At 70.0% G+C, this 17842-nt stretch carries 19 protein-coding genes and 1 tRNA gene; 13 read left to right on the top strand and 7 right to left on the bottom strand.

The window, feature by feature from the left end; translation table 11 throughout:
• Nucleotides 1–27: 27 nt before the first annotated feature.
• Nucleotides 28–180, bottom strand: a complete 153-nt coding sequence (locus tag ACFVGW_RS16265) for a hypothetical protein (protein WP_385852424.1) — start codon at nt 178–180, stop codon at nt 28–30.
• A 119-nt stretch (nt 181–299) separates the two neighbouring features.
• On the bottom strand, nt 300–980 hold the full coding sequence (phoU, locus tag ACFVGW_RS16260) for a phosphate signaling complex protein PhoU (protein ID WP_352190219.1): 681 nt from the start codon (nt 978–980) through the stop codon (nt 300–302).
• A 262-nt stretch (nt 981–1242) separates the two neighbouring features.
• On the opposite strand from phoU, the gene ACFVGW_RS16255 reads away from it, so the two are divergent.
• Nucleotides 1243–2523 (top strand): sensor histidine kinase, encoded by a 1281-nt coding sequence (locus tag ACFVGW_RS16255; protein WP_385852423.1) that lies wholly within the window; start codon nt 1243–1245, stop codon nt 2521–2523.
• Nucleotides 2520–3200, top strand: coding sequence for a response regulator transcription factor (locus tag ACFVGW_RS16250; RefSeq protein ID WP_017242433.1), 681 nt, complete (start codon nt 2520–2522; stop codon nt 3198–3200). The genes ACFVGW_RS16255 and ACFVGW_RS16250 overlap by 4 nt, the downstream gene beginning before the upstream one ends.
• Before the next feature lie 108 nt (nt 3201–3308).
• Here ACFVGW_RS16250 and ACFVGW_RS16245 read toward each other — a convergent pair whose 3' ends face one another.
• Nucleotides 3309–3989, bottom strand: a complete 681-nt coding sequence (locus tag ACFVGW_RS16245) for a DUF461 domain-containing protein (protein ID WP_385852422.1) — start codon at nt 3987–3989, stop codon at nt 3309–3311.
• Nucleotides 3990–4628: 639 nt separating this feature from the next.
• On the opposite strand from ACFVGW_RS16245, the gene ACFVGW_RS16240 reads away from it, so the two are divergent.
• The 6 genes from ACFVGW_RS16240 to ACFVGW_RS16215 all read left to right on the top strand — a co-directional run bounded on the left by ACFVGW_RS16240 (nt 4629) and on the right by ACFVGW_RS16215 (nt 11095).
• Nucleotides 4629–5111, top strand: coding sequence for a CarD family transcriptional regulator (locus ACFVGW_RS16240; protein WP_003953493.1), 483 nt, complete (start codon nt 4629–4631; stop codon nt 5109–5111).
• Nucleotides 5112–5481: 370 nt separating this feature from the next.
• Complete coding sequence (gene ispD, locus ACFVGW_RS16235; protein WP_385852421.1) at nt 5482–6231, top strand: 2-C-methyl-D-erythritol 4-phosphate cytidylyltransferase; 750 nt, start codon at nt 5482–5484, stop codon at nt 6229–6231.
• Nucleotides 6221–6724, top strand: a complete 504-nt coding sequence (ispF, locus tag ACFVGW_RS16230; RefSeq protein ID WP_383226011.1) for a 2-C-methyl-D-erythritol 2,4-cyclodiphosphate synthase — start codon at nt 6221–6223, stop codon at nt 6722–6724. Before ispD ends, ispF begins: the two co-directional genes overlap by 11 nt.
• Before the next feature lie 181 nt (nt 6725–6905).
• Nucleotides 6906–8303, top strand: coding sequence for a cysteine--tRNA ligase (gene cysS, locus ACFVGW_RS16225; RefSeq protein WP_385852420.1), 1398 nt, complete (start codon nt 6906–6908; stop codon nt 8301–8303).
• 99 nt (nt 8304–8402) lie between these two features.
• Nucleotides 8403–9362: a 23S rRNA (guanosine(2251)-2'-O)-methyltransferase RlmB gene (rlmB, locus tag ACFVGW_RS16220; protein ID WP_385852419.1), complete on the top strand. Its 960-nt coding sequence runs from the start codon at nt 8403–8405 to the stop codon at nt 9360–9362.
• Between the two features lie 143 nt (nt 9363–9505).
• A complete protein-coding gene (locus ACFVGW_RS16215) occupies nt 9506–11095 on the top strand; it encodes a DoxX family membrane protein (protein WP_385852418.1) in 1590 nt (529 codons plus the stop codon).
• Between the two features lie 224 nt (nt 11096–11319).
• On the opposite strand, the gene ACFVGW_RS16210 is transcribed toward ACFVGW_RS16215, so the two are convergent.
• The 3 genes from ACFVGW_RS16210 to ACFVGW_RS16200 form a co-directional block, all read right to left on the bottom strand.
• Nucleotides 11320–12036 carry a nucleotidyltransferase family protein gene (locus tag ACFVGW_RS16210; RefSeq protein WP_352190211.1) on the bottom strand — a complete coding sequence of 239 codons (717 nt, stop codon included), beginning with the start codon at nt 12034–12036 and terminating at the stop codon, nt 11320–11322.
• Between the two features lie 97 nt (nt 12037–12133).
• Nucleotides 12134–12547 carry a hypothetical protein gene (locus ACFVGW_RS16205; protein ID WP_383226004.1) on the bottom strand — a complete coding sequence of 138 codons (414 nt, stop codon included), beginning with the start codon at nt 12545–12547 and terminating at the stop codon, nt 12134–12136.
• 202 nt (nt 12548–12749) lie between these two features.
• Complete coding sequence (locus ACFVGW_RS16200; protein ID WP_352190209.1) at nt 12750–13847, bottom strand: sn-glycerol-3-phosphate ABC transporter ATP-binding protein UgpC; 1098 nt, start codon at nt 13845–13847, stop codon at nt 12750–12752.
• Nucleotides 13848–14028: 181 nt separating this feature from the next.
• Here ACFVGW_RS16200 and ACFVGW_RS16195 point away from each other — a divergent pair.
• A tRNA-Thr gene (locus tag ACFVGW_RS16195) sits at nt 14029–14105 on the top strand.
• A 153-nt stretch (nt 14106–14258) separates the two neighbouring features.
• Here ACFVGW_RS16195 and ACFVGW_RS16190 read toward each other — a convergent pair.
• Nucleotides 14259–14807, bottom strand: a complete 549-nt coding sequence (locus ACFVGW_RS16190) for an SMI1/KNR4 family protein (protein WP_385852417.1) — start codon at nt 14805–14807, stop codon at nt 14259–14261.
• Nucleotides 14808–15500: 693 nt separating this feature from the next.
• Here ACFVGW_RS16190 and ACFVGW_RS16185 point away from each other — a divergent pair.
• From ACFVGW_RS16185 to ACFVGW_RS16170, 4 genes are all read left to right on the top strand, one after another.
• Nucleotides 15501–15692 (top strand): hypothetical protein, encoded by a 192-nt coding sequence (locus ACFVGW_RS16185; protein WP_385852416.1) that lies wholly within the window; start codon nt 15501–15503, stop codon nt 15690–15692.
• Nucleotides 15693–15907: 215 nt separating this feature from the next.
• The gene (locus ACFVGW_RS16180; RefSeq protein WP_385852415.1) at nt 15908–16165 is read left to right on the top strand and encodes a hypothetical protein; all 258 of its coding nucleotides are present in this window, start codon (nt 15908–15910) and stop codon (nt 16163–16165) included.
• A gap of 401 nt (nt 16166–16566) precedes the next feature.
• Nucleotides 16567–17136, top strand: a complete 570-nt coding sequence (locus ACFVGW_RS16175; RefSeq protein WP_385852414.1) for a hypothetical protein — start codon at nt 16567–16569, stop codon at nt 17134–17136.
• 238 nt (nt 17137–17374) lie between these two features.
• The gene (locus tag ACFVGW_RS16170; RefSeq protein ID WP_385852413.1) at nt 17375–17812 is read left to right on the top strand and encodes a hypothetical protein; all 438 of its coding nucleotides are present in this window, start codon (nt 17375–17377) and stop codon (nt 17810–17812) included.
• Nucleotides 17813–17842 lie beyond the last annotated feature (30 nt).

Genomic DNA, 17842 nt, shown 5'->3' with positions numbered 1-17842 from the left:
GGGCGGGGCTTCTCGGTCTTCCGACGGCTACCCCGAGCAGCCCCCGCACTGGCACGGCCCGCCGGACTGGCAGCCGCAGCCGCAGCCCGCGCCGCACCCGCAGGCGCCGAGAACGGGCAGGAAGACCGCGTCGCGCGGCCCCTCCTGCTGGGGGTCGGTGGTCGTGGCGGATTCGGCCATGGGGGTCCCTCCTCGAAGGCGTACATCGCCTCCCCCCATTGCATGCCCACCCCACCGGGCGCATCAACGGCGCACAGGAGTGCGAGCCTCTGCCCGCCGCCCGCCCGCCTGCCCAGGGGCTACGCGCCTTCGACCGGGGCGTCCGACTGCTGGAGCTCGTCCGCGTGCTCGCCCGTCACCAGGTACACCACGCGCTTCGCCACCGACACCGCGTGGTCCGCGAACCGCTCGTAGTAGCGGCCCAGGAGCGTCACGTCGACCGCCGTCTCGATGCCGTGCTTCCAGCGGTCGTCCATCAGGTGCTGGAACAGCGTCCGGTGCAGCAGGTCCATCTCGTCGTCGTCCTGCTCCAGCTGGAGCGCCAGGTCGACGTCCTTCGTGATGATGACCTCCGCCGCCTTCGCCATCAGGCGCTGCGCCAGCTGACCCATCTCCAGGATCGTCGCGTGCAGGTCGCGCGGCACCGCCGTGTCCGGGAACCGCAGCCGCGCCAGCTTCGCCACGTGCTGCGCCAGGTCGCCCGACCGCTCCAGGTCCGCGCTCATGCGCAGCGAGGTCACCACGATCCGCAGGTCCGTCGCCACCGGCTGCTGGCGGGCCAGGAGCGCTATCGCCCGGGCCTCCAGGTCGTGCTGCAGGTCGTCGACCTTCTGGTCCGCGGCGATCACGCTCTCCGCGAGCTTCAGGTCGGCGTCGAGCATGGCCGTCGTGGCGCGCCCGATCGCCGACCCGACCAGGCGGGCCATCTCGACCAGGCCCTCGCCGATCGAGTCAAGTTCCTCGTGATACGCGTCCCGCATCGATGTCCCTCTCTCGCAGTCGTCCGGGGTCCAGTCGTGCTCGGACCCCCACGCTCCCACGTTCGACCCCGTAGGAGTCAGGCGCGTCCACCCCAAGTGAATGAGCCCTTTCCCCTCGGTGAACTCTGAGCGACGTACGCCGCCGTTCCGGCCAGGCCAAATGAACCAGCACAGTCCCTACGGTGAACTCTGGGCGACGACTGTTCGAGCAGCCACACGGACGGCTGGGAGAGTGTCCACCGGCCCGCATAACCTGGATGCCATGGACGTGAACGCGGCGGTCGCCGCATTGGCAGCGATCGCCGGGGTGTGCACCGGCGTGATCGCCATGCTGGCGTTCCGCTGGAGCGAGCGCGACCAGGCGCGACCCACCCGGACCTCCCTGCACACCGACGCCGTGCTCCCGCCCGGCGTCGACACCGTGCTCTCCGTGCTGCGATCCTCCGCGGTCGTGCTCGACGAGAGCGACTCCGTGGTCAAGGCCAGCTCGGCGGCGTACGCCCTCGGTCTGGTCCGCGGCGGAAAGCTGGCCGTCGAGCCCATGCTCAACATGGCCCGCGACACCCGCCGCGACGGGGAGATACGTCAGGTCGAGCTCGACCTGCCCCGGCGCGGTACGGGGCGCGGGGAGGCCCTCGCGGTCTCCGCCCGCGTCGCCCCGCTCGGCTCCCGCCTGGTGCTGCTCCTGGTCGAAGACCTGACCGAGGCCCGCCGTATCGAAGCGGTACGGCGCGACTTCGTCGCCAACGTGAGTCATGAACTCAAGACTCCGACGGGCGCCCTCTCCCTGCTCTCCGAGGCCGTCATGGACGCCTCGGACGACCCCGAGGCGGTCACCCGCTTCGCCGGCCGCATGCAGATCGAGGCGACCCGTCTGACCAATCTCGTACAGGAGCTCATCGACCTCTCCCGGGTGCAGAACGACGACCCGCTGGAGGACTCCGAGCCGGTGCGGGTGGACGAGCTGGTCGCCGAGGCCATCGACCGCTCCCGGCACGCCGCCTCCACCAAGCAGATCACCATGGTTTCGAATGTGTGGCCGCCCGAAGGGCTCGAACAGGGTGGTGGTGGGCGACGGGAGGGTGGCACCGCGGACCTGCACGTATGGGGCAGCCGTGGGCAGCTCGCCGCGGCCCTCGGCAACCTCGTCGAGAACGCCGTCAACTACTCACCGGCCCGTACGCGGGTGGGCATCGCGGCCCGCCGCGTCTCGGCACCCGGCGGCGACCTGATCGAGATAGCGGTGACCGACCAGGGCATCGGCATCTCCGAGAAGGACCGCGAGCGGGTCTTCGAGCGCTTCTACCGCGTCGACCCGGCCCGCTCCCGTGCCACCGGAGGCACGGGGCTCGGCCTGGCCATCGTCAAGCACGTGGCCGCCTCGCACGGCGGAGAGGTCACCGTCTGGAGCACCGAAGGCCAGGGTTCCACGTTCACCCTGCGGCTGCCCGAGGCGGGCGCCGTACGGGACCGCCGCCCGCCCGCCTCCCCCACCCCCGATCTCATGACCGAACCGCTCCCTGCCCCGGAGGTCCTTCCGTGACCCGAGTGCTTGTCGTCGAGGATGAGGAATCCTTCAGCGACGCCCTGTCGTACATGCTTCGCAAGGAAGGCTTCGAGGTTGCGGTCGCCGCGACCGGGCCCGACGGCCTCGACGAGTTCGAGCGCAACGGGGCGGATCTCGTCCTCCTCGACCTCATGCTGCCGGGGCTGCCCGGCACCGAGGTCTGCCGTCAGCTCCGCGGCCGCTCGAACGTCCCGGTCATCATGGTGACCGCCAAGGACAGCGAGATCGACAAGGTCGTCGGGCTGGAAATAGGAGCCGACGACTACGTGACGAAGCCCTTCTCCTCGCGGGAGCTGGTCGCCCGCATCCGCGCGGTCCTGCGCCGCCGCGGTGAGCCGGAGGAGGTCACCCCCGCCGCCCTGGAGGCCGGCCCGGTCCGTATGGACGTGGACCGCCACGTCGTCACGGTCTCCGGCGGCAAGGTCGACCTCCCGCTGAAGGAGTTCGACCTCCTGGAGATGCTGCTGCGGAACGCGGGCCGCGTCCTGACCCGTATGCAGCTGATCGACCGGGTCTGGGGCGCCGACTACGTCGGTGACACCAAGACCCTCGACGTCCACGTGAAGCGTCTGCGGGCGAAGATCGAGCCCGACCCGGGCGCGCCGCGGTACCTGGTGACGGTGCGTGGTCTCGGCTACAAGTTCGAGCCGTAGACCGTCCTGAGCGGCGCCGTAGGCCCGTGTACGTGAAGGGGCGCCCCACCGGAATGATCCGGTGGGGCGCCCCTTCCGCGTACGGGTGTGACGGGTGTGACGTGTGTGTCAGTGACCGGTCGAGCTGCTCGCGCCGCCCGTGGGCGTGGCGGTGCCGGTCGGCGTGGCGGTGCCCGAGGGGGTCGCCGTGCCCGAGGGGGTGGCCTCGCCGCCGTGGCCGGCTTCGCCGGTCGGCGTCGCGGTGGCGGTCGGCTTGGCGGCCGGGGGCTGCGGGATCTCGGTCGGGCCGTACTCGGCGAAGTAGCCGGTCGCCGGGACGACGAAGGCCGCCAGGGAGACGTCCCCGGTCCGGCTGAGCTTGAAGACGATCTCCTGCTCGTTGCCGTCCTTCACGGCCTCGTGGCCGTTCTCGATCGTGGCGGAGGCGTTGCCCTTGCCGCCGATGACGACCGAGCCGCCCGCGGGGATCGTGATCGGGCCGGAGCCCGTGGCGGCCTTGAGAGTCACCGGCGCGGAGGAGCCACCGAGCGTGATCGAGTCGAGCGTCTGCGGCGAGCTGCCGTTGTTGAACACCGTGGCCGAGACGACGGCCGGACCCGGGGCCCCGGTGGTCGGCTGGGTGATCACGAGGGCGTTCTGGATCTTGACGTCCTCGACGGTGACGGCGGCGTTGTCCGGCTGGACGCCGAGCGTCTGCGCGTTGTTGCCGGCTCCACAGGCGGTCAGCGAGGCGATCGAGATCACGATGGCGGTGGCGGCGAGGGCGCCGCGTCGAAGGCTGCGGCTCACGGCGGCGGCATCTCCTTGGACGTACGGACGGGCAGGGACGAGACGGCTGGAGTCGAGCTCAGGACCAACCGGCTAAGGAAGAGCTAAAGGTGCGTCAGCGGGCTTAGGTTACCGAGCCGCCCTCTCCGTCCCGCACCCGACCCGCCCCTTCGCGCCCCCGGGCCGCGGGGCCGCGGCCGCCACTCCCTTCGTGATCGCCTTCGCCGTGGCCGGATCACGCCGCATTGGCGCTCCGTTCACATAACAGACTTGATCAATTCGGTGACCGTCCGCGCATTCCCTCGCGCACCTCACGGAAAAACCCGCGTCACACCGTCGGGTGATCAATTCGGGATTCGGTCCGAGATGCATCCGCACGAGTGACCGATCCTCGAACGGAGTACGCGAAGATCTCGGCTTCGAAACCGGCAAAACGGGACATCCCACCTCCTCCGGGGTGCTCCGGGCAGGTGTGGCGGGCACGTTTCTCTCCGTCCGCACAGCCGCTCCGACCTGCGAATACCGGCTTCCGGAAGCCCCGCGCAGCACGTTCGCGTCGCTGTTGTCAAGCCCTGAGATATGCCCTGACCTGCGAAAACGCCATTCAGAAGAAGCAGTTTCCGTGTTACCCTGGATAGCCACGGAAGGGGTACCTGTCACATGACGTTCAAGGTTGGCGACACCGTGGTCTATCCCCATCACGGGGCCGCGCTGATCGAGGCCATCGAAACTCGCCAGATCAAAGGCGTGGACAAGACCTACTTGGTGCTCAAGGTCGCCCAGGGCGACCTGACGGTTCGTGTGCCGGCGGACAATGCGGAGTTCGTCGGTGTTCGCGATGTAGTTGGTCAGGACGGACTTGACCGGGTCTTCGAGGTGCTGCGCGCGCCGTACGCCGAGGAGCCCACGAACTGGTCCCGACGCTACAAGGCGAACCTCGAGAAGCTCGCCTCCGGCGATGTCATCAAGGTCGCCGAAGTGGTCCGCGACCTGTGGCGCCGGGAGCGCGAGCGCGGTCTCTCCGCAGGTGAGAAGCGCATGCTCGCCAAGGCTCGGCAGATCCTGGTGAGCGAGCTGGCGCTCGCGGAGAACACGAACGAGGACAAGGCCGAGGCTCTCCTCGACGAGGTCCTCGCGTCCTGAGCGAAGCGATGCCGCGGTGCCCGATGACGTGCTGTGTCCCACACACAGCGCTGTCGCCGGGCGCTGCGGCATGTTTCGTATCCGGGTGATCCCCCGACACGCTCCGGCCGCGCCGGCTGCTCCAGGTGATCTCCCGGTTGATCTCGCGTCCGGGTGATCTCACGTCCGGGTGGTCTCCGGGTGACGTCCGTCTCGTGACGCGTCCGTCCACGAAACTCCCGTACCCCTGCCCCCCTCGCGTCCCACCGCTTCGTGCCACTCGCAACGCCCCGACCGTCGTCACGGAAGGGGCCCGGTCAAGGCGTCGCGTCCAGCACGCTCAGGCCATACCCATGTCGGCCGAGGAAACAAACCTGCCGGAGTGCAACCGATGACAGACGAAACGCGTCCCGCGCGCACCGCCGCTGTGATCCCCGCGGCGGGCCGGGGCGTACGCCTCGGCCCGGGCGCCCCCAAGGCGCTCCGCGCGCTGAACGGCACCCCCATGCTCATCCACGCCGTCCGGGCGATGGCGGCCTCCCGCGCCGTCTCCCTCGTCGTCGTGGTCGCGCCCTCCGACGGAGCCGCCGAGGTCAAGAACCTCCTCGACGCCCACGCGCTGCCCGAGCGCACCGACTACCTCGTCGTCCCCGGCGGCGACACGCGCCAGGAATCCGTACGGCTCGGCCTCGAAGCGCTGCCCGAGGGCGTCTCGACCGTCCTCGTCCACGACGCGGCCCGCCCGCTCGTGCCCGTCGACACCGTCGACGCCGTCATCGAGGCCGTACGGGACGGGGCCGTCGCCGTCGTCCCCGCCCTGCCGGTCGCCGACACCGTCAAGGAGGTCGAGCCCGCGGAGACGAAGGGCGACCCCGAGAGCGTCGTCGCCACGCCCGAGCGCGCCCGGCTGCGCGCCGTCCAGACCCCGCAGGGCTTCGACTACGAGACCCTCGTCAACGCCCACGCGACCGTCGCCCTCACCGGTGACGGCGCCACCGACGACGCCGGCATGGTCGAGCGGCTCGGCGCGCCCGTCGTGGTCGTCCCCGGCCACGAGGAGGCGTTCAAGGTGACCCGTCCCCTCGACCTCGTACTGGCCGAGGCCGTACTCGCCCGCAGGAGGGCCAACGATGGCTTCTGACCTCCCGCCGATCCCGCGCACCGGCATCGGCACCGACGTCCACGCCTTCGAGAAGGGCCGCGAGCTGTGGTGCGCCGGTCTGCTGTGGGACGGCACCGACAGCGACGGGTACGGCCTCGCCGGGCACTCGGACGGTGACGTCGCCGCCCACGCCGCCTGCGACGCGCTCTTCTCCGCCGCCGGCATCGGCGACCTCGGCGCCCACTTCGGCACCTCCCGCCCCGAGTGGTCCGGTGCCTCCGGCGTCACCCTCCTCACCGAGGCCGCCCGGATCGTCCGCGCCGAGGGGTACGAGATCGGGAACGTCGCCGTCCAGGTCATCGGCGTCCGCCCCAAGGTCGGCAAGCGCCGCGACGAGGCGCAGAAGGCGCTGAGCGCGGCCGTCGGCGCCCCCGTCTCCGTCTCCGGCACCACGACCGACGGCCTCGGCCTCACCGGCCGGGCCGAAGGCCTGGCCGCACTGGCGACGGCCCTGGTCTACCGCCGGGCCTGACGTCCGGCCGACGGTGCCGGACCTCGCCGGACGCCGTCGGCGCAGCGCCCCGCCCGCCGCGCGCGAGCGCCCCGCCCGACCCCTCCGGTCCGTGCTCCACCTGACGTACCGCCGGAAAAATCCCGCCCCGCGAGCCGCAATCGGTCGCGGGGCACTACCACACGCCCACTACCCTGGAGGGGTGACTATTCGCCTGTACGACACCAGCGCCCGGCAGATCCGTGACTTCTCCCCGCTCACACCGGGCTGCGTCTCGATCTACCTCTGTGGTGCCACCGTCCAGGCCGCCCCGCACATCGGCCACATCCGGTCGGGGCTGAACTTCGACATCATGCGCCGCTGGTTCGAGTACCGCGGCTACGACGTCACGTTCATCCGCAACGTCACCGACATCGACGACAAGATCATCGCCAAGGCCGGTGACCAGGGCCGCCCCTGGTGGTCCATCGGCTACGAGAACGAGCGCGCGTTCAACTCCGGCTACGACGCCCTCGGTTGCCTGCCGCCCACCTACGAGCCCCGTGCCACCGGCCACATCACCGAGATGGTCGAGATGATGCGCGGTCTCATCGAGCGCGGACACGCCTACGAGGCCGACGGCAGCGTCTACTTCGACGTCCGCTCGTTCCCCGGCTACCTCGCCCTGTCCAACCAGGACATCGACGACCTCCGCCAGCCCGACGAAGGCGTCTCCGGCAAGCGCGACCCGCGCGACTTCGCCATGTGGAAGGCCACCAAGCCCGGCGAGCCCGACTGGGAGACCCCGTGGGGCCGCGGCCGGCCCGGCTGGCACCTGGAGTGCTCGGCCATGGCCCACAAGTACCTCGGCCCCGCCTTCGACATCCACGGCGGCGGCCTCGACCTGATCTTCCCCCACCACGAGAACGAGATCGCCCAGGCCAAGGCCTTCGGCGACGACTTCGCCTCGTACTGGGTGCACAACGCCTGGGTCACCATGAGCGGCGAGAAGATGTCCAAGTCGCTCGGCAACTCGGTGCTCGTCTCCGAGATGGTCAAGCACTGGCGCCCCATCGTCCTGCGCTACTACCTGGGCACCCCGCACTACCGCTCGATGATCGAGTACAGCGAGGAGTCCCTGCGCGAGGCCGAGTCCGCGTTCGCGCGGATCGAGGGCTTCGTCCAGCGCGTCACCGAGAAGGCGGGCAAGACCGTCCCGCCCGCCCCCGAGGTGCCGCCCGCCTTCGCCGAGGCGATGGACGACGACCTGGGCGTCCCGCAGGCGCTCGCGATCATCCACACCACCGTGCGCCAGGGCAACAGCGCGCTGGCCGCCGACGACAAGGACGAGGCCATCGCCCGCCTCGGCGAGGTCCGGGCCATGCTCGGCGTCCTCGGCCTCGACCCCCTCGACCCGCACTGGGCCGAGGAGACCGACCGCGGCGAGGAGCTCCACGGCGTCGTCGACACCCTCGTACGGCTCGTGCTCCAGCAGCGCGAGTCGGCCCGCGAGCGCAAGGACTGGGCGACCGCGGACGCGATCCGCGACCAGCTCGGCCAGTCCGGCCTCGCCATCGAGGACAGCCCCGACGGCCCCCGCTGGACGCTGGGCAACCGCTGATGATGTGCCGCTCGGGGAGCCGGGCGGCACACTTCACTTACAGACCTATGTACGCGCGTGAACGCACCTGCGTACGCATCACCGAGGATGAGAGTAGTCATGGCCGGGAACAGCCAGCGCAGGAACCGCCGTACGTCCAACAAGAAGGGCGCGACGGTGGGCAGCGGTGGCCAGCGGCGCAAGGGCCTGGAGGGCAAGGGCCCCACGCCGAAGGCCGAGGACCGCAAGGGCCACAAGGCGTTCCGCGTCTCCAACGCCATCGCCCGACAGGCCGCCAAGCGCCGCCCCGCACCGCGCCGAGGCGGCCCCAAGGGCACCTCGGAGATGGTCGTCGGCCGTAACCCGGTCTTCGAGGCGCTGCGCGACGGCGTCCCCGCCACCACGCTCTACGTCCAGCAGTTCATCGACAACGACGAGCGCGTCCGCGACGTCCTCAAGCTCGCCGGCGACCGCGGCAACATCAACCTGATGGAGGCCCCGCGCCAGGAGCTCGACCGGATGACGAACGGCCTGAACCACCAGGGCCTCGTCCTCCAGGTCCCGCCCTACGAGTACGCGCACCCCGAGGACCTCACCGCGGCCGCCTACGACGCCCACGAGGACCCGCTGATCGTCGCCCTCGACGGCGTCACCGACCCCCGCAACCTCGGCGCGATCGTCCGCTCCGTCTCCGCCTTCGGCGGTCACGGCGTCGTCGTCCCCGAGCGCCGCGCGGCCGGCATGACCGCCGGCGCCTGGAAGTCCTCGGCCGGCACCGCCGCCCGCACCCCCGTCTCCCGCGTCACCAACCTGACCCGGGCGCTGGAGGGCTTCCAGAAGGAGGGCCTGACGGTCGTCGGCCTCGCCGCCGACGGCGAGCACACCGTCGAGGACCTGGAGGCGCTCGACGGCCCCGTCGTCATCGTCATCGGCAGCGAGGGCAAGGGCCTCGGCCGCCTCGTCGGCGAGACCTGCGACTACCGCGTCCGCATCTCGATGCCCGGTGGCGCCGAGTCGCTGAACGCCGGCGTCGCCGCGGGCATCGTCCTCTACGAGGTCGCCCGCCGCCGCTCGAACTGACCTCGCCACACGCCGTACCGAACGGGCCCACCTCCCTGAGCTGGGCCCTTTCGCGTACGCGGGCACGGATGGCGCGATCTTGACGGGTCTCGGACATTCAGAGCCTGTCAAGGCAGTGTCCTAACCCCGCGTCACTCGGTTAGATGAGTGTGGACACCAGAACGCCCCGGCCGGGGTTCGACGATCAGCCCGCGCTGAGCATGCTCAAGGTGGATTCCGATCCCGCGCAGGTCATCGTGAACCACGCCAGCTTCCGTGTGCGGCTCGCCCCGGCCCAGCAGCCGAAGTTCGCCGCCTCCCGCGGCCCGGCCCTCGCCGCGGCAGCGGCGGGCGGTGCCGCCGGCCGCCGCCGGCCCGTCGTGTGGACCGGAAAGTCCGCGCCCGGAGCGACCGGACTGCTCCAGGCCGTGCGCGAGTCCTCCGTCTCCACGCTGGAACCCCCCGCGCACCACGACACCGGCGTCACGCAGGCCATCCCGCGCATCGACGACACCATGCCCACCCCCGTCGTCACCGCCGACCCGCCGCTCCTCCCCCCGATGCGGCGCGCCGAAGGCGCCTTCGACCACGCCTACGACAGCCCGTACGAGCTGTCCCGCGACGGCGCGTACGGCACCGGCGACGGCCAAGGGACCGGGCGCGGGGACGACGCGAACGGCGACGAGTACCGCGGCGGCCGCGCGCAGCGCCACGGCGCCGACCCCGTCCGGCACGCCTACTACCCCGGGCGCCGGATGAACCTCGGCGTCGTCCTCCTCCCGCTCCGCGTCTTCCTCGGCTTCATCTCCATCTACGCCGGCATGGGCAAGCTCTGCGACCCCGTCTACTTCGACGGCGGCGAGCGCGGCTCCATGGTCAAGTGGCTCCACTCGCTCAACCCCTGGGCGCTGGCCGAACCGCTCCGCGACTTCGCCCTCCAGCACCCGGTCGGCGCCGGACTCACCGTCGCCTTCCTCCAGGTCGTCGTCGGCGTCCTCACCGTCCTCGGCCTCTGGCAGCGCGTGGCGGCCGTCATCGGCGCCCTGCTCTCCGCCGCGCTCCTGCTGACGGTGAGCTGGAAGTCGGTCCCCGTCTACGACTCCGCCGACATCATCTTCCTCGCCGCCTGGTCCCCGCTGATCATCGCCGGCGCGCCCGTCTACTCCATCGACGGCCGTCTCGCCGGCGAAGCCTGGCGCACCCTCGGACCCCGCTCCGAGCTGTGGGACCTGCGCCGCCGCGTCCTGCGCCGCGGGGCGCTCGTCACCTCCGTCGTCGTCGGCCTCACGCTGCTCACCGGCTCGGTGCTCGGCGGGGCCGTACGGTCCACCGAGATGGTCACGGTCCCCGGCCCGAACGACGACCCGATCAACCACCTGCCCGGCCGGACGCTCCCGCAGGAGCCGGGCGAGCGCACCCCGTCCCAGTCGACCTCCACCCGCCCCAAGCCGTCGGCGACGGCCGGGGCGAGCGGGGAGCGCGAGGACGACAAGACGGCCTCGCCGAGCGAGACCGTGCGGGAGACGGGCCGTTCGGAGGAGAGCCGGCCGACCGCCACGCAGGGCACCGGCAGCCGTACGCCGACCCAGTCGCGACCGGCGCCCCCGCCGTCCACCAGCTCCGGCCCGACGAGCACCGGCGGCACGAGCGGCGGCGGTGGCGGCACGGGCGGCACGACCGAGCCCACGAGCGGCGGCTCGTCGACGGGCGGCACCGGCGGCAACCGGAACCCGATCGGCGGCCTGCTGGGCTGACGGACGTACCGTCCGGAAGGCGAAGGGCGGCACCGCGAGAATGCGGTGCCGCCCTTTCGGCGTGGGCTGCTGGGGCGGGAGGGCTGAAAGGCGTACGGGCAGCCGGCAGTCGGGTGGCCGGGGAAGCCGGGTGGCCGCGGCGGTCGGAGGCAGCCGGGTGGACGGGCTGCAGGACAGCCGAGGCAGGCAGCCCTACGCCTTGCCGCGAGTCGTACGAGGGGCTGTCAGGCGCCCTGGGCGGCCAGCTCCTTCGCCGCCTCGGTCAGGTCCTTCGCCGTGTCGATCGCCCGCCAGTAGGCCCCGTGGGGCAGCGGGAAGCCCGCGAGGCGGCGCTCCCTGGCCAGCCGGGGGAACGTGGTGCGCTCGTGGTCGCCCCGGTCCGGGAGCAGGTCGGTGAACGCGGCGGAGAACACGTACACGCCCGCGTTGATGAGGAACGGCGACGGCGGCGCCTCGATGAAGTCGGTGATGTGCCCGAAGTTGTCGGTCTCGACGGCGCCCCACGGGATCCGGGGGCGGGCGAGGGCGAGGGTGGCGGTGGCGTCGCGCTCGTCGTGGAACGCGGCCATCTCACGCAGGGAGAAGCGGGTCCAGATGTCGCCGTTGGTGGCGTACCAGGGCTGTCCGGGGTCGGGCAGGTGCGCGGCGGCGTACTTGAGGCCGCCACCGCGGCCGAGAGGTTCCTCCTCGACGACCGTCGTCACGCGCAGCGGCAGATCGGCGGAGGCGAGCCATTCCTCCAGCACCTCGGCGAGATGGCCGCAGGACACGACGGCGTCCGTCACGCCCTCGGCGGCGAGCCAGGACAGCTGATGGCCGATGATCGGGGTCCCGGTTCCCGGGATCTCGACCATCGGCTTGGGGCGGTCGTCGGTGTACGGGCGCAGGCGCGAGCCCTGGCCGCCCGCCAGGACCACGGCCTGCGTCGGGGAGGTATGCATACCGCGAACGATATGCGCACCTCGCGAAGGAGCCGTTCAGCGTCTTCGGTGTCCGTCTTCGGGATCCGTCTCCGGTGTCGCGGGCCGAGCCGGCGGCTCAGCTCGCGTACATCACGCCGGTCGCGAACGAGGTGTCGCAGACGGGGCGGGAGAAGGACTGGGCGCGGGTGGGGCCGTAGTGGCGGACGGCCGCCTTGCCGAGGGCGCGCGCGATGGACACGCAGTGCTTGGCGAGGGACGGGCTGTTCTCGACCTCGCGCTGGAGGTGGGTCAGGGCCGTTCCGGGGTCCTTCTCCTGAAGCTCTGCGAGGAGCCGGTCGCGCAGAATATCCTGCGGGGCACGGGACTTGGCGGGGACGGAGACGTCCTCCGAGGATGCGGTCAGCATCTGGGTGTCGGAGCCCTGGCCGGCCCACGGAACGGCGGACACCGCGAGCGTTCCGGAGAGCACCAGGACGACGGGCAGGACGAGGGCGAGAGAGCGGCCGATACGGCGGGCAGTGTGCGTCACGGAGGCGAGCGTAGCGGCCGGTGATGATATGGCGACATTTAGTCACTCTCGCGGGGGATGGTTCGAGGCGAAAATTCGAATCCCGTGTTGACGTCGGTGTCTGAAATGGCAGCTATGCCGGGGTATTTGTCGACATAGGCGAACGGCCCCGCATCTGCAAGAGATGAGGGGCCGTTCGGCAGCATGCAGCCTCGGTACGGACTCAGCCGGAGAGGCGCTCGCCGGTCGAGGTGGAGAAGACGTGCAGCTCGTCCGGGCGCGGCACGACGTGCAGCGTGGAGCCCTTCTCCGGCACGGCGCGGCCGCCGACGCGGACGACCAGGTCCTTGTCCTCGCCGCCGACGCGGGCGGAGCCGTAGACGTAACCGTCGGCGCCGAGCTCCTCGACGACGTTCACGGAGACGGCCAGGCCCTCCTTGCTGGTGGCGCCCGACACGTCGAAGTGCTCGGGGCGGATGCCGACCGTCACGGTCGTGTCGCCCTTGGCGGAGGCGGCGGAGAGCGCGTCACGGGAGACCGGGACGATGCTGTTGCCGAACTTCACGCCGCCGTCGGTGATCGGCACCTCGACCAGGTTCATGGCGGGGGAGCCGATGAAGCCGGCGACGAAGAGGTTGGCGGGGCGGTCGTACATGTTCCGCGGCGAGTCGACCTGCTGGAGCAGACCGTCCTTGAGGACGGCGACCCGGTCGCCCATGGTGAGGGCCTCGACCTGGTCGTGGGTGACGTACACCGTGGTGATGCCGAGGCGGCGCTGGAGCGACGCGATCTGCGTACGGGTGGAGACACGCAGCTTGGCGTCGAGGTTCGACAGCGGCTCGTCCATGAGGAAGACCTGCGGCTCACGCACGATCGCGCGCCCCATGGCGACTCGCTGGCGCTGACCGCCGGAGAGGGCCTTCGGCTTGCGGTCCAGGTACGGCGTGAGGTCGAGGATCTTCGCGGCCTCCTCGACCTTGGCGCGGATCTCGCTCTTGTTGACGCCGGCGATCTTGAGGGCGAAGCCCATGTTGTCGGCGACGGTCATGTGCGGGTACAGCGCGTAGTTCTGGAACACCATGGCGATGTCCCGGTCCTTCGGCGGCAGGTGCGTGACGTCGCGGTCACCGATGCGGATGGAACCGCCGTTGACGTCCTCCAGGCCGGCGAGCATGCGCAGCGAGGTGGACTTGCCGCAGCCGGAGGGCCCGACGAGGACGAGGAACTCGCCGTCCTCGATCTCGATCTCGAGCTGGTCGACGGCGGGCTTGTCGGAACCCGGGTAGAGCCGGGTCGCCTTGTCGAAAGTGACAGAAGCCATGGTGATGTGTCCCTTCACCGGCAGGAACGTGCCGGACGATCCGAGTAAAGGAAGGATTGAGGTCTAGTCCACCGAGGTGAACTCCGGGTGACGCTACCTGGCGGCACGCGATCTGTCAGCAGTCCGAGTCGGTGAGATTGCCGACCGAGGTGGGGTGGGGGTTGGTTACACTGCACTCGCTGCCTCCTTAGCTCAGCTGGCCAGAGCACCGCTCTTGTAAAGCGGGGGTCGTCGGTTCGAACCCGACAGGGGGCTCCAGGCAGGACACGCGAAGACCCCCGACCGATCACGGTTGGGGGTCTTCGGCGTCTACGGGTGACATCAACGGCGGTGGTCAAGGACGGTCGGGCCTGGGCTGCCGTCGTGTCGGGGAGCCGCTCCGGCGAGCTGAGCGTTCATCCCGCGGTTCGTTCACTCCGCGATCCGGGAGGCTGCGAAATGCCAGGGGGCCGGCTCTGCCACGTCGTCATCCTCATAGGCGTCTTCCCGGTACCACCCTGTTCCGGCAAGCCACGTTTCGAGCCACTCGGCCAGACTCCCGGCGTCGACGAACCAGGCGGCGGCTCCGTCGTCCTCCATGGCGTTCGGCTCGAAAAGGAGGACCGTGGCGGTCTCGCTGAGGCAGTCCACGGCGGCGTACATGGCGCAGCCCCAGTCGAGGATCGGCAGCACGCCCGCGGGCCAGTACGGTGTCTCGCTCCTGGCTGAGGCAGATCGTTCGGACTGGTACTCGCTCAGCACCGTGCGCCCTGGCCCGACCAACGGAAGAAGCTGGTAGTCGGGTCCGTAGCCGCCGTTGGCCACCTCCTGATACAGACTTGCCAGCAGAGGTGGGAGCGCGAACCCGAGAACTGCCTCTGCCGAGGCCACCTCCTCGGCGGTGGCGGTGTCAGGCAGCGTCGTAGAAGTGACCCTGGCCTTCGCCGATACGAGGGTAACAAGATCTTCGGTGGCTATCACGTGCGTGATCGTGTCAGGCGCCTACGACACCCAGAGGCGTCCATGCCAGCGGGGCGGTCGGACCTCCGTCGCTTGAGGCCGAACCGCAAGCCGACGCGATCACGGACGACATGCGGGCCATCGCCGACGCACTCACCACGGCGTAGCTGAGGATCAACGGGGGAGCTGTTACAAGTTTCTCTACCTCATCAAGGCACCCGGCTGCGCTCCGCTCCGCCGGGCGGGCTTCCCGGTTCCGCTCGGGGCGCCGCTCCTGCCTTCGGCCCGCTCCGCCCCCGCTGCGCCGACGCCCGCCCCTGCAAGACGGGATAGGCCCAAGGGCATGAGTCCGAGCCCCAACGGCCGCGGTTCCATTTGTCACCGACATGCCTCCGGCGGGGGCCTCAGGCTCCGGGATGGCGGGGGCGCCGTACGCGGGTGCCGGCCGGTGGGGTGTGGCGGTGGGGAACTCCCATCCCGTCTGCCATCGACCCAGGACAAGCCGAGCAGACACGGCACCGGGCGTCCAGGTCGTTCGTACAGTGGCGCGCTCCACCTGGACGCCCGGCACCGCGCCCGCTCCACATACGTGTGGGCCGACGGCAGACGGGATGGGAGTTAGGGGGTGAGTGGTCGGCGGAGGCCGACGGGCCGGTGACCCGTGGCAGTTCCACGCCAAGCCCGCGCCACCCACCCTCGGGATACATTCACCAGATGAGCACGGACGAGCAGGTGAGCTGCGCCTTTTGCATGAACACTACTGACGTCGGCCCCCTCGGCGATGGGGTCACGTTGGAGATCACTCGAGCAGGGCTTCAGACCAGGCAGTTCGTCTGGGCTCACCTGGATTGCCTGGACGAGCGACTGCACAAGGGCATCACCCGAGGCCCGTGGCTCGATGAATAGGTCGGAGCTTGTCAAGACCGCCGTCCTGCGATGACATCAGTGGCTGACACCAACGAGTGCGAACCGGACGGCGCGAAGCGTGCCGGGCGAGGTCCCAGGGTCCCCATGATCGACCTGATAGGGATGAGACCAGACCTCAAAGCCTGGATGGGACGCCGCGTTGTCGGGGTGTAGCCCGTGATCACCCACGCGTGGGCGCCCATAGGGTCGCGGTCATGACGAGACCTCTTGCAGCAGCCGACCACCTTGGCGACCGAGAAGCATTCAGTGCCTTCCTGGCACGCCTACGAGCGGACCATGCAGAGAATGGCGCGGAGTGGGAGAACGGGACGCTGGACGCCTTCTTGGAGGCTCTGGAAGCCTGGGTCTCGGATGCGCCCGGGTGGTACAGCAACCATGGGCAGGATCTACCGCCCCAAGGCGACTGGACGTTCTTCGCTCGCGCCCTTGCTGCAGCCCGGATCTACGAGTGAGGCCGTGCCCCCGACGTGCCCGATGAGACAGCAAGTAGCGGGGAGCCTCGGCGAACAACGGAGAGCGAGCCGGGAACGCGCAGGTCAGCGTCTTGCCAGCTCAGCCGCCACCCGCAAACGGGATCTTCCAGACTGGGGACGTGCCACACGCCTGTGCAGGTCGGCAGACCGAGTAACTGGCCCGGACGGGAGGTCGTGTCAGAAGCCTGGTCTAGGTTTCGCCTGTGAATCACAACAGCTCCAAGGCTGAGGCGTCCCGTGACCCTGGCTTGCCGCCCTACCAAGTCGTCCTAACGGAGACTGATTGGGGTTCGCTCCAGACGGCTTTCGGGAACGGTGAGTGCCTTCCCACAGTCCTGCCAAGGCTGCTGGAGCCTGATCCCAAGGTGCAGGTAACCGCCTTGTCGGAGCTGAGTGAGCTGGTCTGCCACCAGAACAGCATCTACGAAGCCACTGCCCCCGTCGCCATGTATGTCGCCGGCATCCTCACCCACCCGGCGGCCATGACCCTCCGGCCGTATCGCAACGCACCCATCCGCGCGACATTGTTGAACTGGTTGGTTTCCACGGCCTACGACGCCTCCGACGAGGTTGTCGACCGCATCGAGCAGTACTTCCCTGGCTTCCTCACCCACGACTCCATGCTGGCGGCCCTTCGGGACCTCCGCCCGATGCTTTATGGAGCCGTCGCGCCTTTCCTGCAGGACAGTCACGAGGACGTGCGCGAAGCCGCCGACCTCGCCGCGCTCATCCTCGCTGAACACCCCGCGCTCGCCCAGCACCGCAATCACCTCGCCGTGAACGCGCGCCGCATCCTAGACACCAGCGGCAACGACCATAACCGGCGCATTGCCTGGAAGGCCCTCGAAGCATGGGGCCACGACGTCACCGACATTGAACCTGTCCGGGAGGAGCCCTGGGACTGCGGGCCACATAGCGATGGCCGCGGAGATCTCGCAGCTCCCTTCTGATCGATAGGCGCACAGCCGACCGGCCCAAGATGTGCGGCCAGCCGAGTTGCTTCAGAGCGAAGAGCGGTCGTGCCACATCCGTGCCAGATCGAGCGGGGAGTCACGGGGAACGACCGGCGTTAGCGGGTCCTGAGCCGTCGATCAGCTCTCCAAGCATCTGTCCAGGTCAGGTGCGCACCCGCCCTCCCGCTCTCCCAAAGCGGTAGCGATCAGTAAACGGCGACGGCACTGTGTATCCATGCTCGCTGAAGATGACTACCTGCTCCGCGTAGGCCGCCTCTCCTACCTGGTCACCTATCTGGAGTGGCAAGTCCTAGGAGACCTCCCGCACATCCCCAGCCTGCCTGCGGAATTGGAGGTACGGAAGCTGGTGGGCATGACCACCGGACGCCTGGCGCAGACCTTCAAGAGCCCGAAGATCCTTCAGCACATCGCGGATGCTGCCACCGTTAACTGGCTGCGGCGGGCGGGGGAGCTCCTGGAGGCTACTGCCCGGGATCGTAATGCCGTTCTCCACGCGCGCCCTGCCACAATCGGTGGCAAGCAGACGTTGTACCGGTGGCACCCGGAAGGGAACCAGGAGTTCGCCGTCGATGCGACGTGGCTAGATGCAGCCGAGCAGCGCATCCGGGATGCCATCCAAGAACTGGCCGGGAGCCGTGTAGCCATCGTTTAGCAGCGCCGCAACGGGTGGCAGCGGTTGCTG

The organism is Streptomyces sp. NPDC127129 (assembly GCF_042671585.1).
Taxonomy (GTDB): domain Bacteria; phylum Actinomycetota; class Actinomycetes; order Streptomycetales; family Streptomycetaceae; genus Streptomyces.
The sequence above is the reverse complement of the archived record's forward strand: the minus strand, read 5'-3'. Positions and strand labels throughout refer to the sequence as shown.

Excerpts from the sequence above, each read along its gene's own strand:
- ACFVGW_RS16240 (WP_003953493.1), top strand. The coding sequence starts at position 4,629 with ATGACGTTCAAGGTTGGCGACACCGTGGTCTATCCCCATCACGGGGCC.
- ACFVGW_RS16265 (WP_385852424.1), bottom strand. The coding sequence starts at position 180 with ATGGCCGAATCCGCCACGACCACCGACCCCCAGCAGGAGGGGCCGCGC.
- ACFVGW_RS16215 (WP_385852418.1), top strand. The coding sequence starts at position 9,506 with ATGAGTGTGGACACCAGAACGCCCCGGCCGGGGTTCGACGATCAGCCC.
- phoU (WP_352190219.1), bottom strand. The coding sequence starts at position 980 with ATGCGGGACGCGTATCACGAGGAACTTGACTCGATCGGCGAGGGCCTG.
- ACFVGW_RS16170 (WP_385852413.1), top strand. The coding sequence starts at position 17,375 with ATGCTCGCTGAAGATGACTACCTGCTCCGCGTAGGCCGCCTCTCCTAC.
- ACFVGW_RS16255 (WP_385852423.1), top strand. The coding sequence starts at position 1,243 with ATGGACGTGAACGCGGCGGTCGCCGCATTGGCAGCGATCGCCGGGGTG.
- ACFVGW_RS16210 (WP_352190211.1), bottom strand. The coding sequence starts at position 12,036 with ATGCATACCTCCCCGACGCAGGCCGTGGTCCTGGCGGGCGGCCAGGGC.
- ACFVGW_RS16185 (WP_385852416.1), top strand. The coding sequence starts at position 15,501 with ATGAGCACGGACGAGCAGGTGAGCTGCGCCTTTTGCATGAACACTACT.
- ispD (WP_385852421.1), top strand. The coding sequence starts at position 5,482 with ATGACAGACGAAACGCGTCCCGCGCGCACCGCCGCTGTGATCCCCGCG.
- ACFVGW_RS16180 (WP_385852415.1), top strand. The coding sequence starts at position 15,908 with ATGACGAGACCTCTTGCAGCAGCCGACCACCTTGGCGACCGAGAAGCA.
- rlmB (WP_385852419.1), top strand. The coding sequence starts at position 8,403 with ATGGCCGGGAACAGCCAGCGCAGGAACCGCCGTACGTCCAACAAGAAG.
- ACFVGW_RS16200 (WP_352190209.1), bottom strand. The coding sequence starts at position 13,847 with ATGGCTTCTGTCACTTTCGACAAGGCGACCCGGCTCTACCCGGGTTCC.
- ispF (WP_383226011.1), top strand. The coding sequence starts at position 6,221 with ATGGCTTCTGACCTCCCGCCGATCCCGCGCACCGGCATCGGCACCGAC.